The sequence below is a fragment of the Sphingomonas sp. 2R-10 genome (genome assembly GCF_030062225.1).
Classification (GTDB): domain Bacteria; phylum Pseudomonadota; class Alphaproteobacteria; order Sphingomonadales; family Sphingomonadaceae; genus Sphingomonas.
Map to the genome: position 1 here is coordinate 22686 of NZ_JASCXF010000028.1, position 17586 is coordinate 40271.

14 protein-coding genes are annotated in these 17586 nt (G+C 70.7%); 9 read left to right on the forward strand and 5 right to left on the reverse strand.

What is annotated here, in order from left to right:
- Positions 1 to 48: 48 nt before the first annotated feature.
- Positions 49 to 921 (forward strand): hypothetical protein, encoded by an 873-nt coding sequence (locus QLH51_RS13655; RefSeq protein WP_125660258.1) that lies wholly within the window; start codon positions 49 to 51, stop codon positions 919 to 921.
- Here the strand turns inward: QLH51_RS13655 and QLH51_RS13660 are convergent.
- Positions 843 to 2063, reverse strand: a complete 1221-nt coding sequence (locus QLH51_RS13660) for a glycosyltransferase family 4 protein (RefSeq protein WP_125660255.1) — start codon at positions 2061 to 2063, stop codon at positions 843 to 845. The genes QLH51_RS13655 and QLH51_RS13660 overlap by 79 nt on opposite strands.
- On the reverse strand, positions 2060 to 3136 hold the full coding sequence (locus QLH51_RS13665; protein ID WP_206429170.1) for a glycosyltransferase family 4 protein: 1077 nt from the start codon (positions 3134 to 3136) through the stop codon (positions 2060 to 2062). Before QLH51_RS13665 ends, QLH51_RS13660 begins: the two co-directional genes overlap by 4 nt.
- 54 nt (positions 3137 to 3190) lie before the next feature.
- Here QLH51_RS13665 and QLH51_RS13670 point away from each other — a divergent pair, with 54 nt between their 5' ends.
- The 3 genes from QLH51_RS13670 to QLH51_RS13680 all read left to right on the forward strand — a co-directional run bounded on the left by QLH51_RS13670 (position 3191) and on the right by QLH51_RS13680 (position 7080).
- Positions 3191 to 5260, forward strand: coding sequence for an HAD-IIB family hydrolase (locus QLH51_RS13670; protein ID WP_125660252.1), 2070 nt, complete (start codon positions 3191 to 3193; stop codon positions 5258 to 5260).
- Positions 5257 to 6090 (forward strand): glycosyltransferase family 2 protein, encoded by an 834-nt coding sequence (locus QLH51_RS13675; RefSeq protein WP_206429169.1) that lies wholly within the window; start codon positions 5257 to 5259, stop codon positions 6088 to 6090. Before QLH51_RS13670 ends, QLH51_RS13675 begins: the two co-directional genes overlap by 4 nt.
- A gap of 432 nt (positions 6091 to 6522) precedes the next feature.
- The gene (locus QLH51_RS13680; protein ID WP_125660246.1) at positions 6523 to 7080 is read left to right on the forward strand and encodes a hypothetical protein; all 558 of its coding nucleotides are present in this window, start codon (positions 6523 to 6525) and stop codon (positions 7078 to 7080) included.
- Here QLH51_RS13680 and QLH51_RS13685 read toward each other — a convergent pair.
- A complete protein-coding gene (locus QLH51_RS13685) occupies positions 7041 to 8141 on the reverse strand; it encodes a glycosyltransferase (RefSeq protein WP_125660243.1) in 1101 nt (366 codons plus the stop codon). The genes QLH51_RS13680 and QLH51_RS13685 overlap by 40 nt on opposite strands.
- Positions 8142 to 8279: 138 nt before the next feature.
- On the opposite strand from QLH51_RS13685, the gene QLH51_RS13690 reads away from it, so the two are divergent.
- Positions 8280 to 9047: a hypothetical protein gene (locus tag QLH51_RS13690; RefSeq protein ID WP_125660240.1), complete on the forward strand. Its 768-nt coding sequence runs from the start codon at positions 8280 to 8282 to the stop codon at positions 9045 to 9047.
- Positions 9048 to 9097: 50 nt separating this feature from the next.
- Here the strand turns inward: QLH51_RS13690 and QLH51_RS13695 are convergent, their stop codons facing one another.
- Together QLH51_RS13695 and QLH51_RS13700 are read right to left on the reverse strand one after the other, a co-directional pair.
- Entirely contained in the window at positions 9098 to 10567 is a 1470-nt protein-coding gene (locus QLH51_RS13695; RefSeq protein WP_443018839.1) for a hypothetical protein, read from the reverse strand.
- A gap of 11 nt (positions 10568 to 10578) precedes the next feature.
- A complete protein-coding gene (locus tag QLH51_RS13700; protein WP_125660235.1) occupies positions 10579 to 12186 on the reverse strand; it encodes an inorganic phosphate transporter in 1608 nt (535 codons plus the stop codon).
- 233 nt (positions 12187 to 12419) lie between these two features.
- On the opposite strand from QLH51_RS13700, the gene QLH51_RS13705 reads away from it, so the two are divergent.
- The 4 genes from QLH51_RS13705 (at position 12420) to QLH51_RS13720 (ending at position 17586) form a co-directional block, all read left to right on the forward strand.
- Positions 12420 to 12782, forward strand: coding sequence for a hypothetical protein (locus QLH51_RS13705; RefSeq protein WP_125660231.1), 363 nt, complete (start codon positions 12420 to 12422; stop codon positions 12780 to 12782).
- Between the two features lie 64 nt (positions 12783 to 12846).
- Positions 12847 to 15483, forward strand: coding sequence for a bifunctional lysylphosphatidylglycerol flippase/synthetase MprF (gene mprF, locus QLH51_RS13710; RefSeq protein WP_206429168.1), 2637 nt, complete (start codon positions 12847 to 12849; stop codon positions 15481 to 15483).
- Complete coding sequence (locus QLH51_RS13715; protein ID WP_125660228.1) at positions 15480 to 16232, forward strand: AcvB/VirJ family lysyl-phosphatidylglycerol hydrolase; 753 nt, start codon at positions 15480 to 15482, stop codon at positions 16230 to 16232. Before mprF ends, QLH51_RS13715 begins: the two co-directional genes overlap by 4 nt.
- Before the next feature lie 229 nt (positions 16233 to 16461).
- Complete coding sequence (locus QLH51_RS13720; RefSeq protein ID WP_125660225.1) at positions 16462 to 17586, forward strand: HlyD family secretion protein; 1125 nt, start codon at positions 16462 to 16464, stop codon at positions 17584 to 17586.

Sequence of the window (17586 nt, forward strand, 5' to 3'; positions counted from 1 at the left end):
GACCCCGTCGTGCGTTCCCCATGGCTGCGATGCAAGGGGGTGCGACCAATGAACGACGCGATAGCCGGCCCGCGCTGCCCGATCTGCGGCAACGATCGCTGGCACGACCGCGCGCTTCCCGAATGCAATCATTGCGGGCTGGCGGTCGCCGGTCTCGGCTTCGACGCGGCGGGATTGCGCGGCGCGATCCGCGCCAGCCTCGCCGACGGCGCACCCGATCGCGGCTTCGCCCTCGCGCCGCACGCCCGGCGCAATGCGGCATGGGCGCTGGGCTTCGTCGCGGGCGATAGCGGCTGGCAGACCGCGACGCCGGTATCGCACGCCGTCACGCTCGGCATGATCGCCCGCTCCGCCGAGGCGGACCGGGTCGTCGCACTGTTCGACGACCTGCACCCGTATTTCGCCGATGCGATCCTGCTGGTGGACGGCGACGCCTCCCCGCTTGCGGAGCGGCTGCCCTGGGCGCGGGTCGCGGCGCACCCGCTCGCCGGCGACTTCGCCGCGCAGCGCAACCGGGTGCAGGCGATGGCGACCGGCTGGGTACTGCAACTCGACAGCGACGAACGCCCCGACGCCGCGCTGCTGGCCGCGCTGGGCTGGCTGGTCCGGGCGGCAGAGCGCGACGGGCTGCGTGCGCTGGGCCTGCCCCGCCGCAACCTCGTGGACGGCGTGCCCTCGGCGCTGTGGCCGGATATCCAGTACCGGCTGACCCGCGCCGACATCCGCTATGCCGGCACCGTCCACGAACGCCCGGTGGTGCCGTTCGAACAGACGTCGCTGGCACTGGCCGGCGCGATCGACCATCAGCTCGGCCGGGCGCGCGTGCTCGAACGCTCGCGCGTCTACGAAGCCATGTCGGCCGGCGCCGGCCGGCCCGGCGACGAAGCCGCGCTGCTGCGCCCGTTCACCGCCGCGACATAGGCGGCGGCGGTCTCCGCCGCGAGACCGGCACGGGTGAACCGGCCCGCCGCCACCCGCGCCGCCGCCGACAGCGCCTGTCGCAGATCGCCGTCGCCCAGCATCCGCCGCAGGATCGCCCCCAGCGCCTGCGGCGTGCAATCGTCCGCCAGCAGCCCTGCGCCGCTGCCGCCGACGAACAGCCGGGCGCTCGGGTCCTCGCCGCATGCCGCGATCGGCCGTCCGAAGGTCATTGCTTCCTGATACACCAGCCCGAAACTCTCGTAGCGCGACGGCGCGACGACGATATCGGCCGCCGCCAGCGCGGCGTGCAGCGCATCGTCCTCGACCCGGTGATAGCTGTCGATCCGCCGCAGCGCCGCCGGGGGCAGACGGTCGAGCTCCTGCCGGTGCAGCCCGATCATCGTCAGCCGGAAATCGGGCAGCGTCCCCGCATCGGCCTCCGCCGCCAGCGCGGGCAGCGCGCCGATCAGCGCGTCGGTTCCCTTGCGCGGTTCGTTGCGCCCGACGAACAGCAGCCGCAGCACGTCGTTGCCCGGCGGGTAGGATGCGGCGCGCCCGGCATCGACGATCGCCGGCGGCAGGCTAAGGCCGATCACCGCATGGCAGGCGCCCGGCGGCCGCGTGCCGTACAGCGCGGCGATCTTCGCGCCATGCGCCCCGGTATTGGAAATCAGCCCGGCCGACGCCCGCGCCGACAGCGCCTCCAGCGTCACCGCCGCCCAGCGATCGATCCGGTCGCGCACGCTGCGCGACCTTGCGGCACTGGTCGCGACCGGCGTCGAATTGCGCGTCACCAGCGGCGCCGGCCCGGTCAGCGCGACCCACAGCCCCGGCGCGTACCAGTTGGTCGCCTCGACCACGTCGAACGGCCGTTCGGCATGGAGGCGGCGGACCGTGCGCGCGATCATCGCCGGGCCGCACAGATGGCCGATGCCCGGCAGGCGCCGTGCCCAAGCCAGCCAGCCGCCCTCGCTCGCCCCAATCACCTCGACCGCGCCATCCATGCTGCGGTCGCTGCGATCCATCGTCACGACGCGGACGTCATGCCCCGCCTCGGCCAGCGCCTGCGCGATTTCGCACGCGGCGCGCGACAGGCCGCTCTTCTCGGGCGGATAGGCCCAGCTGACGAGGCCGATCCTCATGCCCGGCCCAGCAATTTACGGTAGATCGCCACATAGTCCTCCGCCATCCGCGCCGCGGTGAAGCGCGCCTCGAACCGTTCGCGCACGCCGTCGCGGTCGATCGCGTCGATCCGTGCCAGCGCCGCCACCGCCTCTTCCTCGTTCCGCACGACGAAGCCGGTGACGCCGGGGTCGATCACCTCGCGCACGCTGCCGCGGTCCCATGCGATCACCGGCGTGCCGCAGGCCATCGCCTCGATCATCACCAGCCCGAACGGTTCGGGCCAGTCGACCGGGAACAGCAGCACCGCCGCCTCGCCCAGCAATCCCTGCTTCGCGCGGTCGTCGACCTCGCCGACATGCACCGCATCCTCGCCCAGAAGCGGCGCGACCCGTTCGTCGAAATAGCGCGGGTTGCCGACGTCGATCCCGCCGGCCAGCCGGATCGGCCGTCCGGCGGCGCGCGCGACGCGGATCGCGACGTCGGGCCGCTTCTGGTCGGTCATGCGCCCGATGAAGGCCACGCCGCCGCCGCCCGGCCCGATCCGGAACCGGTCGGGGGGAATGCCGTGATGCACCACCCCCGCCCGGTTCGCCCGCGGCAGGTCGCGCCCCTGCGCCGCCGAGATCGCCGCGACCGGCAGCTCGGGAAAGCTGTGGAAGAACAGCTTGCGGTCCAGCTCGTCCAGCCGCCAGTGCACCGTCGTCAGGCTGTGGCCGATCCGGTCGCCCAGCACCGCGGCATGGGCGAACTCGCCATGGCAATGGACGATGTCGAACCCGGCCAGATGCTTCGCCAGCAGCCCCAGCTGCGCCGCCTCCAGCGCGGCGGGCACGCCCGGCGCGACCGGTCCGTGATAGGCTTCCAGTGCCGACAGGCTGGGATGCGCCGACAGGTGCCGCGCGGTGGTCACGCTGTCGCTTGGGCCGATCAGCGTGACGGCGTGGCCCATCCCCACCAGCGCTTCGGTCAGGTCGGACACCACCCGTTCGGTGCCTCCCGTGCCGCGCGGCGGCGTCGGATAGATGACCGGGGCGAGCTGGGCGATACGAAGCGGCGATTCCATCGCCAGCGGAACAAAGCGCAGCCGCATCGGTTCCTGCTCAAGCGGCGATAAGCCCGCGTTTTCGAACGGGAAAGTTCCGTAATGTTTATCCTGCACCTCGCGTTACAGGGCTGTCTTCGTGCGCGCGAGGTGGAATACGGCGTAACCGCGGATACAGGCGGTCACATCCGCTACCTGCTCGATCTGGTCGCCGCCACCGGCCGCCACGACGCGATCGAACGGACCGAAATCGTGACTCGCGCCTTTCGCGGCGGTCCGCGGGGCGAGGATTACTGGCGCCCGGTCGAGGTGGTCGACGCCCGCACGCGCATCGTCCGCCTGCGCTCGGCCAGCGACGCGTATCTGCCCAAGGAAGCCTTGTGGCGCGAAACCGACAGCTTCGTCGACGCGCTGGTCGCGCATATCGAGGGGCTGGACCGGCGTCCCGACCTGATCCACGCCCATTATGCCGATGCCGGCGCGGTGGCGGCGGCGGTCAAGGCACGGCTCGGCATCCCCTATCTCTTCACCGCCCATTCGCTCGGCCGGGTGAAGCAGGCGGCGTTCGGCGCCGATTGCGCCGAGACCGCCGGGCTGGAGCGCCGCATCGCGATCGAGGACCGTGCCATCGCCGATGCCGACGCGATCATCGCCTCGTCGCGCGATGAGGCGGAGGTGCAATATGCCGGCTATGCCAGCTACGATCCCGGCCGCATCCGCATCATCCCGCCGGGCAGCGACCTGGGGCTGTTCGCCGGCACCTGCACCGATGCGATGGTCGACGCGCGCATCGACCGCTTCCTCGCCGACCCGTCCAAGCCGGTGATCCTCGCGCTGGCCCGGCCCGTCAGCAAGAAGAACCTCGCGGCGCTGGTCCACGCCTATGGCCGCTGCCCGGCGCTGCAGACCGCCGCGAACCTCGTCATCGTCGCGGGCACGCGCGACGATCCGCGCAGCCTCGAACCCGAACTGGCCGGCAACATGGCCGAACTGTTCGCGCTGATCGACCGCTACGACCTGTACGGATCGGTCGCGATCCCCAAGACGCACGCCCCCCACGAAGTCCCCGCGATCTACGCCCATGCCCGTGCGCGGCGCGGCGTGTTCTGCAACCCGGCGCTCAACGAACCGTTCGGGCTGACCCTGCTGGAGGCCGCCGCCTCGGGGTTGCCGCTGGTCGCGACCGACAGCGGCGGGCCGAACGACATCATCGAAGGCTGCGGCAACGGCATCCTCGTCGATCCGCGCGACCCGATGGCGATCGGACAGGCGCTGCTCGGCATCCTGTCCGACGACATGCTGTGGGACAGCTATTCGAACGCCGGGGCGACCGCCGCCGAACTGTACGACTGGGACGGCCATGTCGCGCGCTATGCCGAACTTGCCGCCGCGGTCATCGCCCCGGCCGCCCCGACGGTGGAGGCACCGCGCCTGCTGCTGATCTCCGACATCGACAATACGCTGCTGGGCGAGAGCGAGGCGGCGCAGGCGTTCAACCTGTGGCACGGCGACCAGCACGACATGGGCTTCGGCATCGCGACCGGGCGCAGCCTGCACAGCGCGCTCGCGATCCTCGCGCAGAACCGGGTCGCGCCACCCGCCGTCATGATTACCTCGGTCGGGTCGGAAATCTACCATCGCGCGCACGGCGGCATCTATGTCCGCGACGACGCATGGACGGCGACGATCGATGCCGGCTGGGACCGCGACGCGATCGGCGCGCTGCTGGCGACGCAGCGCGACCTGCGCCCGCAAAGCCCGCTCGAACAGCGCAGCCACAAGCTGAGCTACTTCACGGCAGGCGAAGCGAACATCGCCGAGCGCGTGCGCGACCTGCTCGCCGACGCCGGCTTCGCCGCGTCGGTGATCCACAGCCATGGCCGCTATCTCGACATCCTGCCGCTGGCCGCGTCGAAGGGGACGGCCGTCGACTATGTCCGCAAGCGCGCGGGCATGCGCCGCGATCAGGTGATCGTCGCGGGCGACAGCGGCAACGATGTCGAGATGCTGCGCGCCTGCGCCCATGCGATCATCGTCGGCAACTATTCCGACGGGCTGGCCCAGCGCCCCGACCTCGCCCACAGCTATGTCGCGCAGCGCGGCTATGCCTTCGGGATCATGGAGGGGGTCGCGCACTTCCGCAACGTACCGGCGCAGCGTCTGTCGGCGTGATATCGGTCTGTACGCTGGTGCGCGGGCGAACCGCGCAGCTGGCGAACCTGCTGGCCGGCATCGCCGCCCAGACCAGCGCGCCCGACGAACTGGTCATCGCCTATATGCAGGACGCCGCCCCCGCCGGCCTGCCCGATCCGGGCGTGCCGGTGCGCGCGGTATTCGTGCCGGGCGATCCGATGCCGCTGGCGCAGGCGCGCAACGCCGCGGCGGCGGCGGCGGGGGGCGAGCGGCTGATCTTCCTCGACGTCGACTGCGTGCCCTCGCCCACGCTGGTCGCACGTTATGCCCAGGCGCTGGACCATGCGCCCGCCGTCTATCTGGGCGAGGTCCGCTATTGCCCGCCCGGCGCATTCGATCCGGACAGGGCGATGCGCCATCCGGCCAAACCCGCGCTCGCCGATGACGAGATCCGCCCCGTCCCCGGCCATGGCGAGCTATGGGGCCTGTCCTTCGCCCTGCCACGCAGCGCATGGGATGCGGCGGGCGGCATGGACACCGGCTATGCCGGCTATGGCGCGGAGGAAACCGACTTCGCATGGCGCCTCGCCGCCGCCGGCGTGCCCATGGCGTGGGTCGGCGGCGCGCTCGCGTGGCACCAGCATCACGCGGTCCACATCCCCCCGCTCCACCAGTTCGACGCGATCCTGCGCAACGCCACCCGCTTCCATGCGCGCTGGGGCCGATGGTGCATGGACTATTGGCTCGGCCAGTTCGCCGATGCCGGCCTGATCCGCTGGTCGCCAGACGCCGACGCGATCGCGCTGGTCCGGACACCGACCACCGCCGAAATCGCCGCCAGCCGCCGCGAGGACGCGCTGTTCAGCTAGGACCGATCGACATTCAGCGATGACCACAGGATTTCGTCATTCCCGCGCAGGCGGGAATCCATAGACGCTGACGTTTCGGCTGGATTCGCGACGCTGGCGGATATGGACTCCCGCCTGCGCGGGAGTGACGAAAGGGGATGGAACGGTATTCCTGCGTCCGGCGAACTGAATGTCGATCGGCCCTAGGGTTTGAAACGGGCGTCATCCCGGCGCAGGCCGGGATATCCCGGTGGTAGCGCGCAGCAAGAGCCGATGGAGACCCCAGCCTTCGCTGGGGTGACGTTTCCATACGGATGGATCGTGAAGACGGCCGCCCCTTTCCGGTAAGGAGTGCCGAAACCCACGATCTCACCAAATGCTTACGTCCCGCTCATGCCGCTCACCTGCCGGTCGGTCATCGTCCGCCGCACATCCCAAGCGCAAAGGACCATCATGACCCGATCGATTTCTCCCCGCCTGCTCGGCTGGGGCACCGCCGCCGGCCTGCTGGCGTTCGCGTTCCTCGTCGGCGCGCCATGGACACCCGCCGACTACGCGTTCGCCGCGATCCTGCTGGCCGTCGCGGGCGGCGCGATCGAGGTCGGCGCGTGGGCGTCCGCCGGCCTTGCCTTTCGCGGCGGCACGGTGATCGCGGTCGTCGCCGCGTTCCTCCTCGTATGGATCAACCTCGCGGTCGGGTTCTTCGGCAGCGAGGACAACGACGTCAACGCCATCTTCGGCCTCGTCCTGCTGGTCGCGATCGGTGGCACGCTGCTCGCCCGGCTGCGCGCGGCGGGAGTGGCCCGGGCGATGGCCGCCGCCGCCGCCACGCAGCTGCTGGTCGGACTCGCCGGACTCGCCGCCGGCTGGGCGGCGCCCGGCATGACCGGCATCCGCCAGACGCTGGGCGGTACCGCCTTCTTCTGCCTGTTGTGGCTCGCCTCGGCGGCGCTGTTTGCCCGCGCCGCGCGTCAGTCGGCCCAGAGCCGAACCGCCAGCCCCTCGATATAATCCGCCGCCCGGGCCGCCGCGCCCGGATCGTACAGCGCGGCCAGCGCCACCGGATCGAGCGCCCTGGCCTGATCCAGCAGCCCGCGCCAGGGGCCGAGCGACCCCGGCCACTGGTGCAGCGCCACCGCCGCGCCGACCTCGGCCAGCCGGTCGGCCTTGCGCGTCTGTTCGGCGAAGTACCGCCATTCGGGCGCGCAGATGTACGGACGGCCGACCCGGGCGATCTCGTGCACCGTATTGTCGCCGGCCGATGCGATGACGACGTCGGCGGCGGCGATATGGTCGGTCACGCCGTCGACCCAGCCCCGCTCGACCAGATTGCCGAAATCGGTCTCGTGCCCCTCGCGGTGGACCGGACCGATCACCAGCCACAGCGCGTCCGGCACCGCCCGCGCCGCCATGGTCAGCGGGGCATAGGGGGTCCCCGCCCCGCCACCGCCGGTCAGCACCAGCACGACCTCGCGTGCCGGATCGATCCCCAGCCGCGCCCGCGCCTCCGCCTTCGTCGGCACCGCATCGGTCGTGGTGCACAGCCCGCCGGTATAGCAGGTCTTGGCCCGGCCCCATTCGGGGAAGTCGTCCTGCTCGATCCGCTCGTCGAACGGCGCCAGCAGCCCGACGCACGCCTGATACGCGCCCAGATGCCCCGGATCGGTGCGGTCGCCGTGCATCCGGATCTTGATCGCCGGCACGCTGGCGATGCGCGACAGCAGCGCGATCTCCGCCGACACGTCGACCACGAACAGCGCGGGCGACACGTCGTCGAGGTGATCGAGGATCGTGCGCATCGTCCGCCGCGTCGCCTCGACGCCCAGCGGCACGCAATGCAGCACCTCGGGCGTCGGCTGGTCGAACAGCGCCCTGGTCGGCACCGGTGCGCCGATCATGTCGGGCAGCCTCACCAGTTCGACCGGACGGTCGAACCCGTCGAACAATTCGGGCCGCGCGCACAGGATCGTCACGCGGCGCCGGGGCGGGAGTTCGCGCACGATCGCCATCGCCCGGTTGGCGTGGCCCCGTCCCTGATGATGGATGAAGAACGTAATCGGTCGCGTCGTCATGCTGCCCCCCGGAGAACCCGTCATTCGTGCAGTGCACAAACGTCGTGGAACCCTTGCGGGCTCCCTGCGTACCGGCGATGACGAAAATTATTTCGGAATCACAATGATTTCCGACGATTCGGATGGGAATAGACCTGCATGTCGAACTGGACGACCCCGCGCCCCGGCCTGACCATATTGCGCCGCGGCGACGCCCCGATCCGTGCGATCCAGGTGTACGGCCAACGCTGTTCGGGGACCAACGTCCTGATCCGTTCGATCGAGGCCAATCTCGGCCGCGCCGCCTTTACGGACAGCTGTGGCTTCAAGCACTGGTTCGTCCCCGAACAGGTGCTGTTCCCGCGCGACGTGATGGTGCTGGCGGTCGCGCGCGATCCCGTCGACTGGGTCCGCAGCCTGCACCGCCAGCCATGGCACTGCCATCCGGAGGTCAAGACGCTGGGCTTCTCCGACTTCATCCGCGCGCCGTGGCACAGCTATTGGGACACCGAATTCTGGGGGGTCGGGCACGACCATCCGGTGCTCGGGCGGGAAATGCTGCACGAACGCTGCCCCGATACCGGCGAACGCTTCGCCAATCCCCTCGCCAAGCGTACCGCCAAGCTGCGCCACTGGAGCGGCCTGCACGACCGCGCGCACCATGTCGCGCTGCTCCGCCACGAAGCGTTCGTCGCCGACCCTGCCGGGGTGATCGCCGCACTGTCCGCTGCCACCGGATTGGCCGCCGCCGATCCGTTCATCGCGCAGGACAGCTACAAGGGTCAGGGCAGGCGCCCGTTCACGCCCACCGCCTATCCGCCGCTGTCCGGGGCCGATCTCGACCACATCCACGCATGGCTCGACCCGGAGGTAGAGGCGCGGTTCGGCTTCGACATCCCGGCACCGCAGGCGCAGGCGGCGGAATAGGCTCGCGGCACGGGTGGCGTTCGCAACCCCGGCGACGGACCTGTGACCCGTCACCCCGGCTGGAGCAAGCTCCAACGCATTCTTTCCCGCCGCATTGACCACGCCAGCCCGACCGTCAGCCCCCCGGCCACCACCGCCCAGATCGCCAGCCCCTGCCACGGCGTGAACCCCAGCCATTCGTCGGCCACCGTCCGCAGATAGCCCGGATCGAAGCGTGCCGCGAACACCGCCACCGCCAGCGCGCGCGGCTCGTCGGCGGGCGCGGTGATCTCGGCACTGGCGATCGCCATGTTGAGCACCACCGATCCGGCCAGCAGCACCCCGACCGCGACCCGCGACCAGCGCGTCGCCTGTGCCCAGAACATGCCGATGCCGATGCACAGGAATCCGGCCGCCGGCAGCGCGTGGCGCGGCCCGGTGGCATTGCCGCCGTCCCAGTAGAAATAGCTGGCGTTTATCAGGAACGGCACCACCGCGCCCGCCACCGCCAGCCATCCGATCGCCTTCGTCGCGGGCGTCCGCACCAGCATCGCCAGCCCGAACGGCGCGACGATCAGGATCGGCGCGACCCACAGCATCCCGCGCCGCTCGCCGAAGATCAGCTCGAACAACACGCGCGGCTTGGGATAGGTCAGCCCGAACAGCCCCTCCTGCATGCCCGCAAAGTCGGTGACGCCCGAATAGCCCAGCCGGAACACCGTCCCGAACGCCATCAGGTTGTAGCCGACCAGCACGACCAGCGCCGTCGCCCCGGCCGCGATCGCGATCCCGATCGTCCGTCCCGCTTGCGCCCGCGGCAGGCCCCGCAACCGCCACAACGCATATCCCGCGACCGGCAGCCCGGCGATCAGCGCCGAATGCTCGATCAGCACCGCCCAGCCGAGTGCCAGCCCGGCGACGACCGCATGGGTCCGCCTCGGCTGCGGACCGGTCCCGCGCCACACCGCCCATGTCGCGATCACCATCAGCGCCGCGACCGGCGCATGACCGAAGATCGTCGTCGACCACCCCCACACCGTGGTGCCCATCCCATAGGACAGCGCGGCGACCGCCCCCGCCCCGGCATCGCCGGTCACTCCGCGCACCAGATCGTACAGCAGCATCGCCGCCAGCGCGCTCAGCAGCGCGCAGACGGTGACCGCGACCAGCCGGATGCGGATCTTCAGGAAGCGGTTGAAGGCGGGATTTTCGAATCCGGGCACGAAATCGCGCGCGCGCTGCCCCGACACGGCATCGGCGATGGCGACCGCGGGGATGCCCAGCACGGTCATGCCCGGCGCCTTGTCCGAATAATAATGGTCGCCGAACCGCGCCTTGTCGATCGTCAGGTGCGCGAACTCATCGATCGTCGCGTCATGGTCCTCGACCAGCGACAGCGTAGCGAACATGCGCACCGCGTTGTTGGGATTGAACTCCCACGACCCGAACCACGCGCACGAAAACCATATGAGCAGCAGGATGATCCATGCCACGGGATCGCGGCGCAGCGTGCGGCCGGCCGCCTCCTCGCCCGCCACCATCGTCACCGGGCTCAGAAGACCCGGTTGAGCAGCAGGTACAGCGACCCCGACAGCAGCACCGACACCGGCAGCGTCAGCACCCATGCCATCAGCAGGTTGCGCACCGTCGACATCTGCAACCCCGATCGGTTGGCCGCCATCGTGCCCGCGACGCCCGACGACAGGACATGGGTGGTCGACACCGGCAGGCCGAGGCTGTCGGCGCCGAAGATCGTGCCCATCGCCACCAGCTCGGCCGATGCGCCCTGCGCATAGGTCAGGTGGGTCTTGCCGATCTTTTCGCCGACGGTGACGACGATCCGCTTCCACCCGACCATCGTGCCCAGCCCCAGCGCAAAGGCGACGGCGACCTTGACCCACAACGGGATGAAGCGCGTGCCGGCGTCCAGCGACCCCCGATATTCGGTCAGCACCTTCTTGTCGCCTTCGGTCAGCGACAGCGTCGGCTCCTTGCCTAGCCGCTTCACCGCTTCCGAGGTCAGATACATGTCGTTGCGCATGTTGCCGCTGACCGCCGCGGGCACCTTGGCCAGCGTGCCGTATTCGCGCACCTGCCGCTCGATCGTGCCGACCAGCGTGGTGACCGCGGGCACCGTTTCGGGTGCCAGCTTGCGCTCGGCGAGATAGCGCTGCGCCTGCTGGCGCGCGGCGGCATCGTCGACGGCGGTGCCGTCGCCCTGCGGCGCGAGCACGCGGACGGCGGCCGCGCTGTTGGTGGCGAACTGCGCCTCGTACTGCGCGGGCACCGCACGGTTGAGCGCATAGGCGGTCGGCACCGTCCCGATCAGGATCAGCATGATGAGGCCCATGCCCTTCTGCCCGTCGTTCGACCCGTGGGCGAAGCTGACGCCGGTGCAGGTGAAGATCAGCAGGCAACGGATCCACAGCGGCGGCGGGGTGTCGCCCACCGGCGCCTCGTACAGCGCCTTGTTGCGGACCAGCGCCTTCATGGCGAGGAACAGCAGCGCCGCGACGCCGAACCCGATCAGTGGCGACACCAGCAGCGCCTTGGCGGTGTCGGCGGCCTTGTCCCAGTCGACCCCGGCCGACCCGCTGCGCCCCTGCAGCATCGCATTGGCGACGCCGACGCCGATGATCGATCCGATCAGCGTGTGCGACGACGACGACGGGATGCCCAGCGCCCAAGTGGCGAGGTTCCACACGATCGCCGCGATCAGCAGCGCGAACACCATCGCGAAGCCCGACGAGGACCCGACCCCGAGGATCAGCTCGATCGGCAGCAGCGAGATGATGCCGAACGCGACCGCGCCGGTCGAAAACAGCACGCCGAGGAAGTTGAACACCCCCGACCACACCACCGCGACATGGGCGGGCATTGAGTTGGTGTAGATGACGGTCGCGACCGCGTTGGCGGTGTCGTGGAACCCGTTCACGAACTCGAATCCCAGCGCGATGATGAGCGCGAGGACCAGCAGCGCGAAGGGCATCAGCGTCAGCGGATCGACGCTGGCGGCCGCCGCGTCGCGATAGACGTTGTAGACGACATAGCCGAGCGCCGCGATGACGGCCGTGACGAAGCCCAACCTGCCGGCACGACCGAACCCGTCGTCCAGTCTCGGGCCGGGGCGTCCGTCCCGCTCCAGCACTGCGCTCGTCATCGAAATTCCCCTGCCGAATGATCGGGTCGCCTTATCGGCGAAGTGTGACAGCTTGAGACAAGCCGGCGCACGCCCCCGCATCGGCACTGCGGACGGGCGATGCGGCCCATAGCGAATGGATCGGGCTTTGGCGATATGATGCGCGAAATCCCCGTTTTCCGGGGGGTGCGTTGCATCGCCGCCACATCCGCGGGGCTTGACGCCGCGCCCGTGGCGGGTGCTGGAACGGGCGCATGACCGCGCCGCACGACTCCCCGCCCGCCGCCGGGCCCCGCCGCCGCCGCACCGCGCTGGACGAGCGGACCTGCCGGATGATCTGTCCCATCGCATCGGCGATGGTCGGGGTGTGCCTGACCGGGATCGGCCTGCTCCACGTCACCATCGCGATGCGCGCGCGCCAGACGGTGGCCGACGACCTGTTGTCGGTCGATGCGCTGCTGTTCCTGATCGCGACGCTCAGTTCCTATTTCGCGCTGCGGGTACAGGGCATCGCGCGGCTGCACTGGCTGGAACGGATCGCCGATGCGACCTTCATCGCCGCGATGCTGCTGCTGACCGCCGCCTGCTTCATCATAACCTACGCGCTCAATCGCTGAACATTACCGATTGTTCAGCGCGCGCTGATCCGCCGGCAAGCTGCCGCCCGCTATTGCCGGCGGCATGACGGACAGGACCATGCGCGGCATCGGCCAATTGCTGGAACGCTATCGCACGCCGGCGACCCTGCTGGTCGTGCTGGCGCTGATCGGTCTCGGCTTCGCCGCGCTCGAACACCTGACGCAGGAAATCCGCTTCGCCGACGTCCGTGCGGCGCTGCACGGCCTGTCGGCGGGAAAGATCGCGCTGGCGCTGCTGGCGACGGCGGGCAGCTATCTCGCGCTCACCGTCTACGACCTGCTGGCGCTGCGCACGATCGGGCGGCCGCTGCCGTGGCGCACCGCCGCGCTGGCGTCGTTCACCAGCTACACGCTCAGCCACAATCTCGGCCTCGCCCTCCTGACCGGCGGATCGGCGCGCTACCGCATCTATACCGCCGCGGGACTCGACGGCCCCGACGTCGCGCGCGTGGTCGCGATCGCCAGCGGCACCTTCTGGGCCGGGGTGATCAGCGTCACCGGAGTCGCGCTGCTGCTCCACCCGGGCGCGCTCGACCTCGCCGGGCTGCGGCTGTCCGGGTCGGACGTCCGCGTCGCCGGCTGGGCAGTGGTCGCGCTGACCATCGCCCTGCTCGGCGCCTGCGCGGTCGTGCGCGCGCCGGTCCGGCTGTTCGGCTTCACCGTGCCGCTGCCCGGTCCGGGGCTGCTGCTGTCGCAGATCGCCATCGCGCTCGCCGACATCGCCTGCGCCAGCGCCGCGCTGTTCGTGCTGATCCCCGGCGCGGCGCCCGCGCTGCTGCCCGCCTTCATCCTCGCCTATACCCTCGGCATCGTCGCGGCGGTGGTGACGCACGTCCCCGGCGGCATCGGCGTGTTCGAGGCGGTGGTGCTGGCGGTCGTGCCGGTCGACCGCGCCACGCTGTTCGCCGCGCTCATCGCCTATCGCATCGTCTATTACCTGCTGCCCCTCGCGCTCGGCATCCTGCTCCTCGCGTGGCACGAGGGCGCGCGACAGCGGCGGCGCTCGACCCGTTTCCTGTCGAGCGTGCGCGCCGTCGCCACCGGCGTCGCCCCGCTGGCGCTCGGCGCCGCGACCTTCATGACCGGCGCGATGCTGCTGCTGTCGGGCTCGCTACCCTCGGTCCATGCCCGCATGGGCGACCTTGCCGCGATCCTGCCGCTGCCGCTGATCGAGGGCAGTTCGATCGCCGCCAGCCTGACCGGCACCGCGCTGCTGCTGCTCGCGCCTGCCCTCTACCGCCGGCTCGACGGCGCGTTCCTCGCCACCCGCGCGCTGCTGATCGCCGCCGCGCTGTTCTCGATCCTCAAGGGGCTGGATTACGAGGAGGCGACCGCCTGTCTCTGCCTCGCCGCGCTGCTGCAATGGACGCGCGCCGCCTTCTACCGCCGCACCGCGCTCACCGGCCAGCCGATCGGCCCCGGCTGGCTCGCCTCGGTCGCGGCGGTCGTGGCGCTGACCGTCTGGGCCGGATTCTTCGCCTATCGCCACGTTCCCTATTCGGAGAACCTGTGGTGGAAGTTCGCGCTGCACAGCGATGCCCCGCGCTTCCTGCGCGCGACGCTGGGCGTCATCGTCATGCTGGCCGGCGCCTGCGTCTGGCGGCTGATGGCGCCCGGCCCGGCCCCGGCGCGCAGCGGGCTGTCGCCGGTCGATTCGGCCAGCGTCCACCGCATCCTGGCCGGGGCGAACCGCACCGATGCGATGCTGGCGCTGACCGGCGACAAACGCTTCCTGCTGTCGCAGGCGGGCGACGCCTTCGTGATGTACCAGGTCCATGGCGCCAGCTGGATCGCGATGGGCGATCCCGTCGGCCCGCGCGACGCGTGGGGCGAACTGCTGTGGAACCTGCGCGACCTGGCGGACCGCGACCAGGGCCGGCTGCTGCTCTACGAAGTCTCCTCGCCTGTGCTCGACATCGCGATCGGCATGGGGCTCGGCATCGTCAAGTTCGGCGAGGATGCGGTGGTCGACCTGAACACCTTCACCCTCGACACCCCCCGCCTGCGCGCGCTGCGCAAGTCGGAACGGGCGGTGGCGCGCAAGGGCGCCCGGCTGCACATCGTCGCCGCGGCGCAGGTCGCGACCGTCTTCGCCGAACTGCGATCGGTGTCCGACGAATGGCTGTCGGCCAAGGCGCAGCGGGAAAAGGGGTTCAGCCTCGGCCATTTCGACCGCGCCTATCTCGACCATTTCGACGTCGCGGTGGTGACGATCGACGACCGCATCATCGCCTTCGCCAATCTGTGGCTGACCGCCAACCGCAAGGAGGCGTCGGTCGACCTGATGCGCCACCGCGCCGATGCGCCGCCGGGAACGATGGACTTCCTGATGGTCAACCTGATGCTGTGGGCGCAGGAACGGGGCTATGCCCGCTTCTCGATCGGCATGGCGCCGCTGTCGGGGATCGAGGACCGCCGTCTCGCCCCCGCCTGGGCCAAGGCGGCGGCGTTCATCTTCCGCCATGGCGAGCGCTTCTACGGCTTCCGGGGCCTGCGCGCGTACAAGGAGAAGTTCGCCCCCGGCTGGGAACCGCGCTACGTCGCCGGCCCCGGCGGCATCGGCCTGCTCAAGGGACTGCGCGACCTCTCCCGCCTGATCGGCCGGCCGCAGCCGCGCCACTATCTCAGGCCCGCCCCCGCCGAACCCGTCCAGCCGCCAGCGAAAGTGCCCCAGCCATGACCCTGTCCCGCCCCGCCCGTCGCCGCCGCCTGCGCCGCCGGATCGGCATCGGTGCGCTGTTCGCCGGGCTGCTGGTGCTGCTCGGCCTCGCCGCACCCGCGCTCGGCCTGATCGACACCCGGTCGCTGCGGCTGGTCGAGAGTGACCGGGCGCATCCCCCGGTCGTCGCGGTCTATGTCTCGGGCGACATGGGGCTGCGCTTCGGTCTGGGCAGCGTCGTGGTCCCCGCGCTCGCCGCGCACGGCATCCCGGTCGTCGGCGTCAGCTCGCCGGTCAATTTCGGCACGCGCAAGACGCGGGCACAGGTCGATGCGGTGATCGCGGGCGCGATCCGCACCGCGCTCGCCCGCACCGGGGCGAGGCGGGTGATCCTGATGGGCCAGTCGTTCGGCGCCGACATGGTCTCGGCGACCGCCCCCGACCTGCCCGCCGACCTGCGTGCCCGGATCGCGGCGATCAGCGTGGTCGTGCCGGCGCAGACCGTCTATTTCCGCTCCGATCCGACCGGCATCCTCTACCACGGCAGCCCCGACGCCCGCCCGGCAGCAGCCTTGCGCGCGCTGGACTGGGCGCCGGTCGTCTGCATCTACGGCCGGGACGAGTCCGACAGCCTTTGCCCGACGCTGCGCGGCGGCAGGGCACAGGTCTTCGCCCTGCCCGGCGGCCATTTCCTCGCCCATGACGACCAGCTGGTCATCGCCACCATCCTGGCCACGCTGCGGACCGCCGATCCGACGATATTGGCGTAGGGCGCCTGATCCACGTCGTCACTCCCGCGCAGGCGGGAGTCCATACACGCCGCCTCAACACTTAAAACCGGTACGGTAGCGTCAATGGATTCCCGCCTGCGCGGGAATGACGAACCTCAACGGATAAATTGTGCACCGCACCAATCCAAAGCCTTGATCCGGACATTTCGTCCGTTTATCTGCCGGCCAAGGCGGGACCCGGTGGCCCCGCATGGGTGGCGGACAGGCGATGAGCGACGAAACGGTGCAGGAAGATGCAGCCGAACCGGCCCGGAAGCGCATCGGCCCGCGGGCGAAGCTGATCCTGCTCGCGCTCGCCCTGATCGCGCTGGCCGGCGGCATCTGGTGGTATGTCGACTATCGGAACAACGGCAGGTTCCTGCAGGAAACCGACGACGCCACGGTGCAGGCCGACATGGTGACGATCGCCCCGCGCGTGTCGGGCTATGTCGCTGAGGTGCTGGTCGCCGAGAATCAGGACGTGAAGGCCGGCCAGCCGCTGGTCCGCATCGACCCGCGCGACGCCCGCGCACAGGCGGCGCAGGCCGAGGCGCAGATCGCCGTCGCCGGGGCGCAGGCCGATGCCGCCCGCGCGCAGATCCGCGAACAATATGCCGCGATCGATCAGGCGCAGGCACAGCTCGCCGCCGCGCGCAGCAAGGCCGCCTATGACGCGGCCGAGGTCGCGCGCTACCGCCCGCTCGCCGCCTCGGGGGCCGAGACCCGCCAGCAACTGGCGCAACTCGAAGTCGCCGCGCGCCAGTCGGCCGACAATGTCCGCGCCGCGCAGGCCGCCGTCGCCGCGCAGCAGCGCCGCGTCGGTTCGCTCGACGCCCAGGTCGCGCAGGGCCGCGCGCAGGGACAGGCCGCACGCGCGCAACTCGCCGCCGCCAGCGTCGATGTCGGCGCGACCGGGCTGACCGCACCGATCGGCGGCCGCATCGGCGACAGGACCGTAACGATCGGCCAGTTCGTACAGGCCGGCACCCGGCTGATGTCGATCGTGCCGCTCGACCGGCTCTACATCACCGCCAATTTCAAGGAAACGCAGCTCGCGCTGATGCGGCCGGGCCAGCCGGTCGAGATCGAGGTGGACGCGCTGGACGGCGTCGCGGTGAAGGGCCGGGTCGAAAGCCTGGCACCGGGCACCGGCGCGCAATTCTCGCTGCTGCCGCCGCAGAACGCGACCGGCAACTTCACCAAGATCACGCAGCGCGTGCCGGTGCGCGTGTCGATCGAGGCAACGCCCGCCGCCCGCCGCCTGCTGGTCCCCGGCCTGTCGGTGACGGTGACCGTCGACACCCGCAGCGCGCGCGGCGAACTGAAAGCCTTGCGCGAGCAGGCGGAGCGTTGA

Bases quoted from the DNA above. Each gene is read 5' to 3' on its own strand.
- QLH51_RS13680 (WP_125660246.1), top strand. From the start codon at position 6,523: ATGACCCGATCGATTTCTCCCCGCCTGCTCGGCTGGGGCACCGCCGCC.
- QLH51_RS13690 (WP_125660240.1), top strand. From the start codon at position 8,280: ATGTCGAACTGGACGACCCCGCGCCCCGGCCTGACCATATTGCGCCGC.
- mprF (WP_206429168.1), top strand. From the start codon at position 12,847: ATGACGGACAGGACCATGCGCGGCATCGGCCAATTGCTGGAACGCTAT.
- QLH51_RS13695 (WP_443018839.1), bottom strand. From the start codon at position 10,567: ATGGTGGCGGGCGAGGAGGCGGCCGGCCGCACGCTGCGCCGCGATCCC.
- QLH51_RS13685 (WP_125660243.1), bottom strand. From the start codon at position 8,141: ATGACGACGCGACCGATTACGTTCTTCATCCATCATCAGGGACGGGGC.
- QLH51_RS13705 (WP_125660231.1), top strand. From the start codon at position 12,420: ATGACCGCGCCGCACGACTCCCCGCCCGCCGCCGGGCCCCGCCGCCGC.
- QLH51_RS13715 (WP_125660228.1), top strand. From the start codon at position 15,480: ATGACCCTGTCCCGCCCCGCCCGTCGCCGCCGCCTGCGCCGCCGGATC.
- QLH51_RS13670 (WP_125660252.1), top strand. From the start codon at position 3,191: ATGTTTATCCTGCACCTCGCGTTACAGGGCTGTCTTCGTGCGCGCGAG.
- QLH51_RS13700 (WP_125660235.1), bottom strand. From the start codon at position 12,186: ATGACGAGCGCAGTGCTGGAGCGGGACGGACGCCCCGGCCCGAGACTG.
- QLH51_RS13660 (WP_125660255.1), bottom strand. From the start codon at position 2,063: ATGAGGATCGGCCTCGTCAGCTGGGCCTATCCGCCCGAGAAGAGCGGC.
- QLH51_RS13655 (WP_125660258.1), top strand. From the start codon at position 49: ATGAACGACGCGATAGCCGGCCCGCGCTGCCCGATCTGCGGCAACGAT.
- QLH51_RS13665 (WP_206429170.1), bottom strand. From the start codon at position 3,136: ATGCGGCTGCGCTTTGTTCCGCTGGCGATGGAATCGCCGCTTCGTATC.
- QLH51_RS13720 (WP_125660225.1), top strand. From the start codon at position 16,462: ATGAGCGACGAAACGGTGCAGGAAGATGCAGCCGAACCGGCCCGGAAG.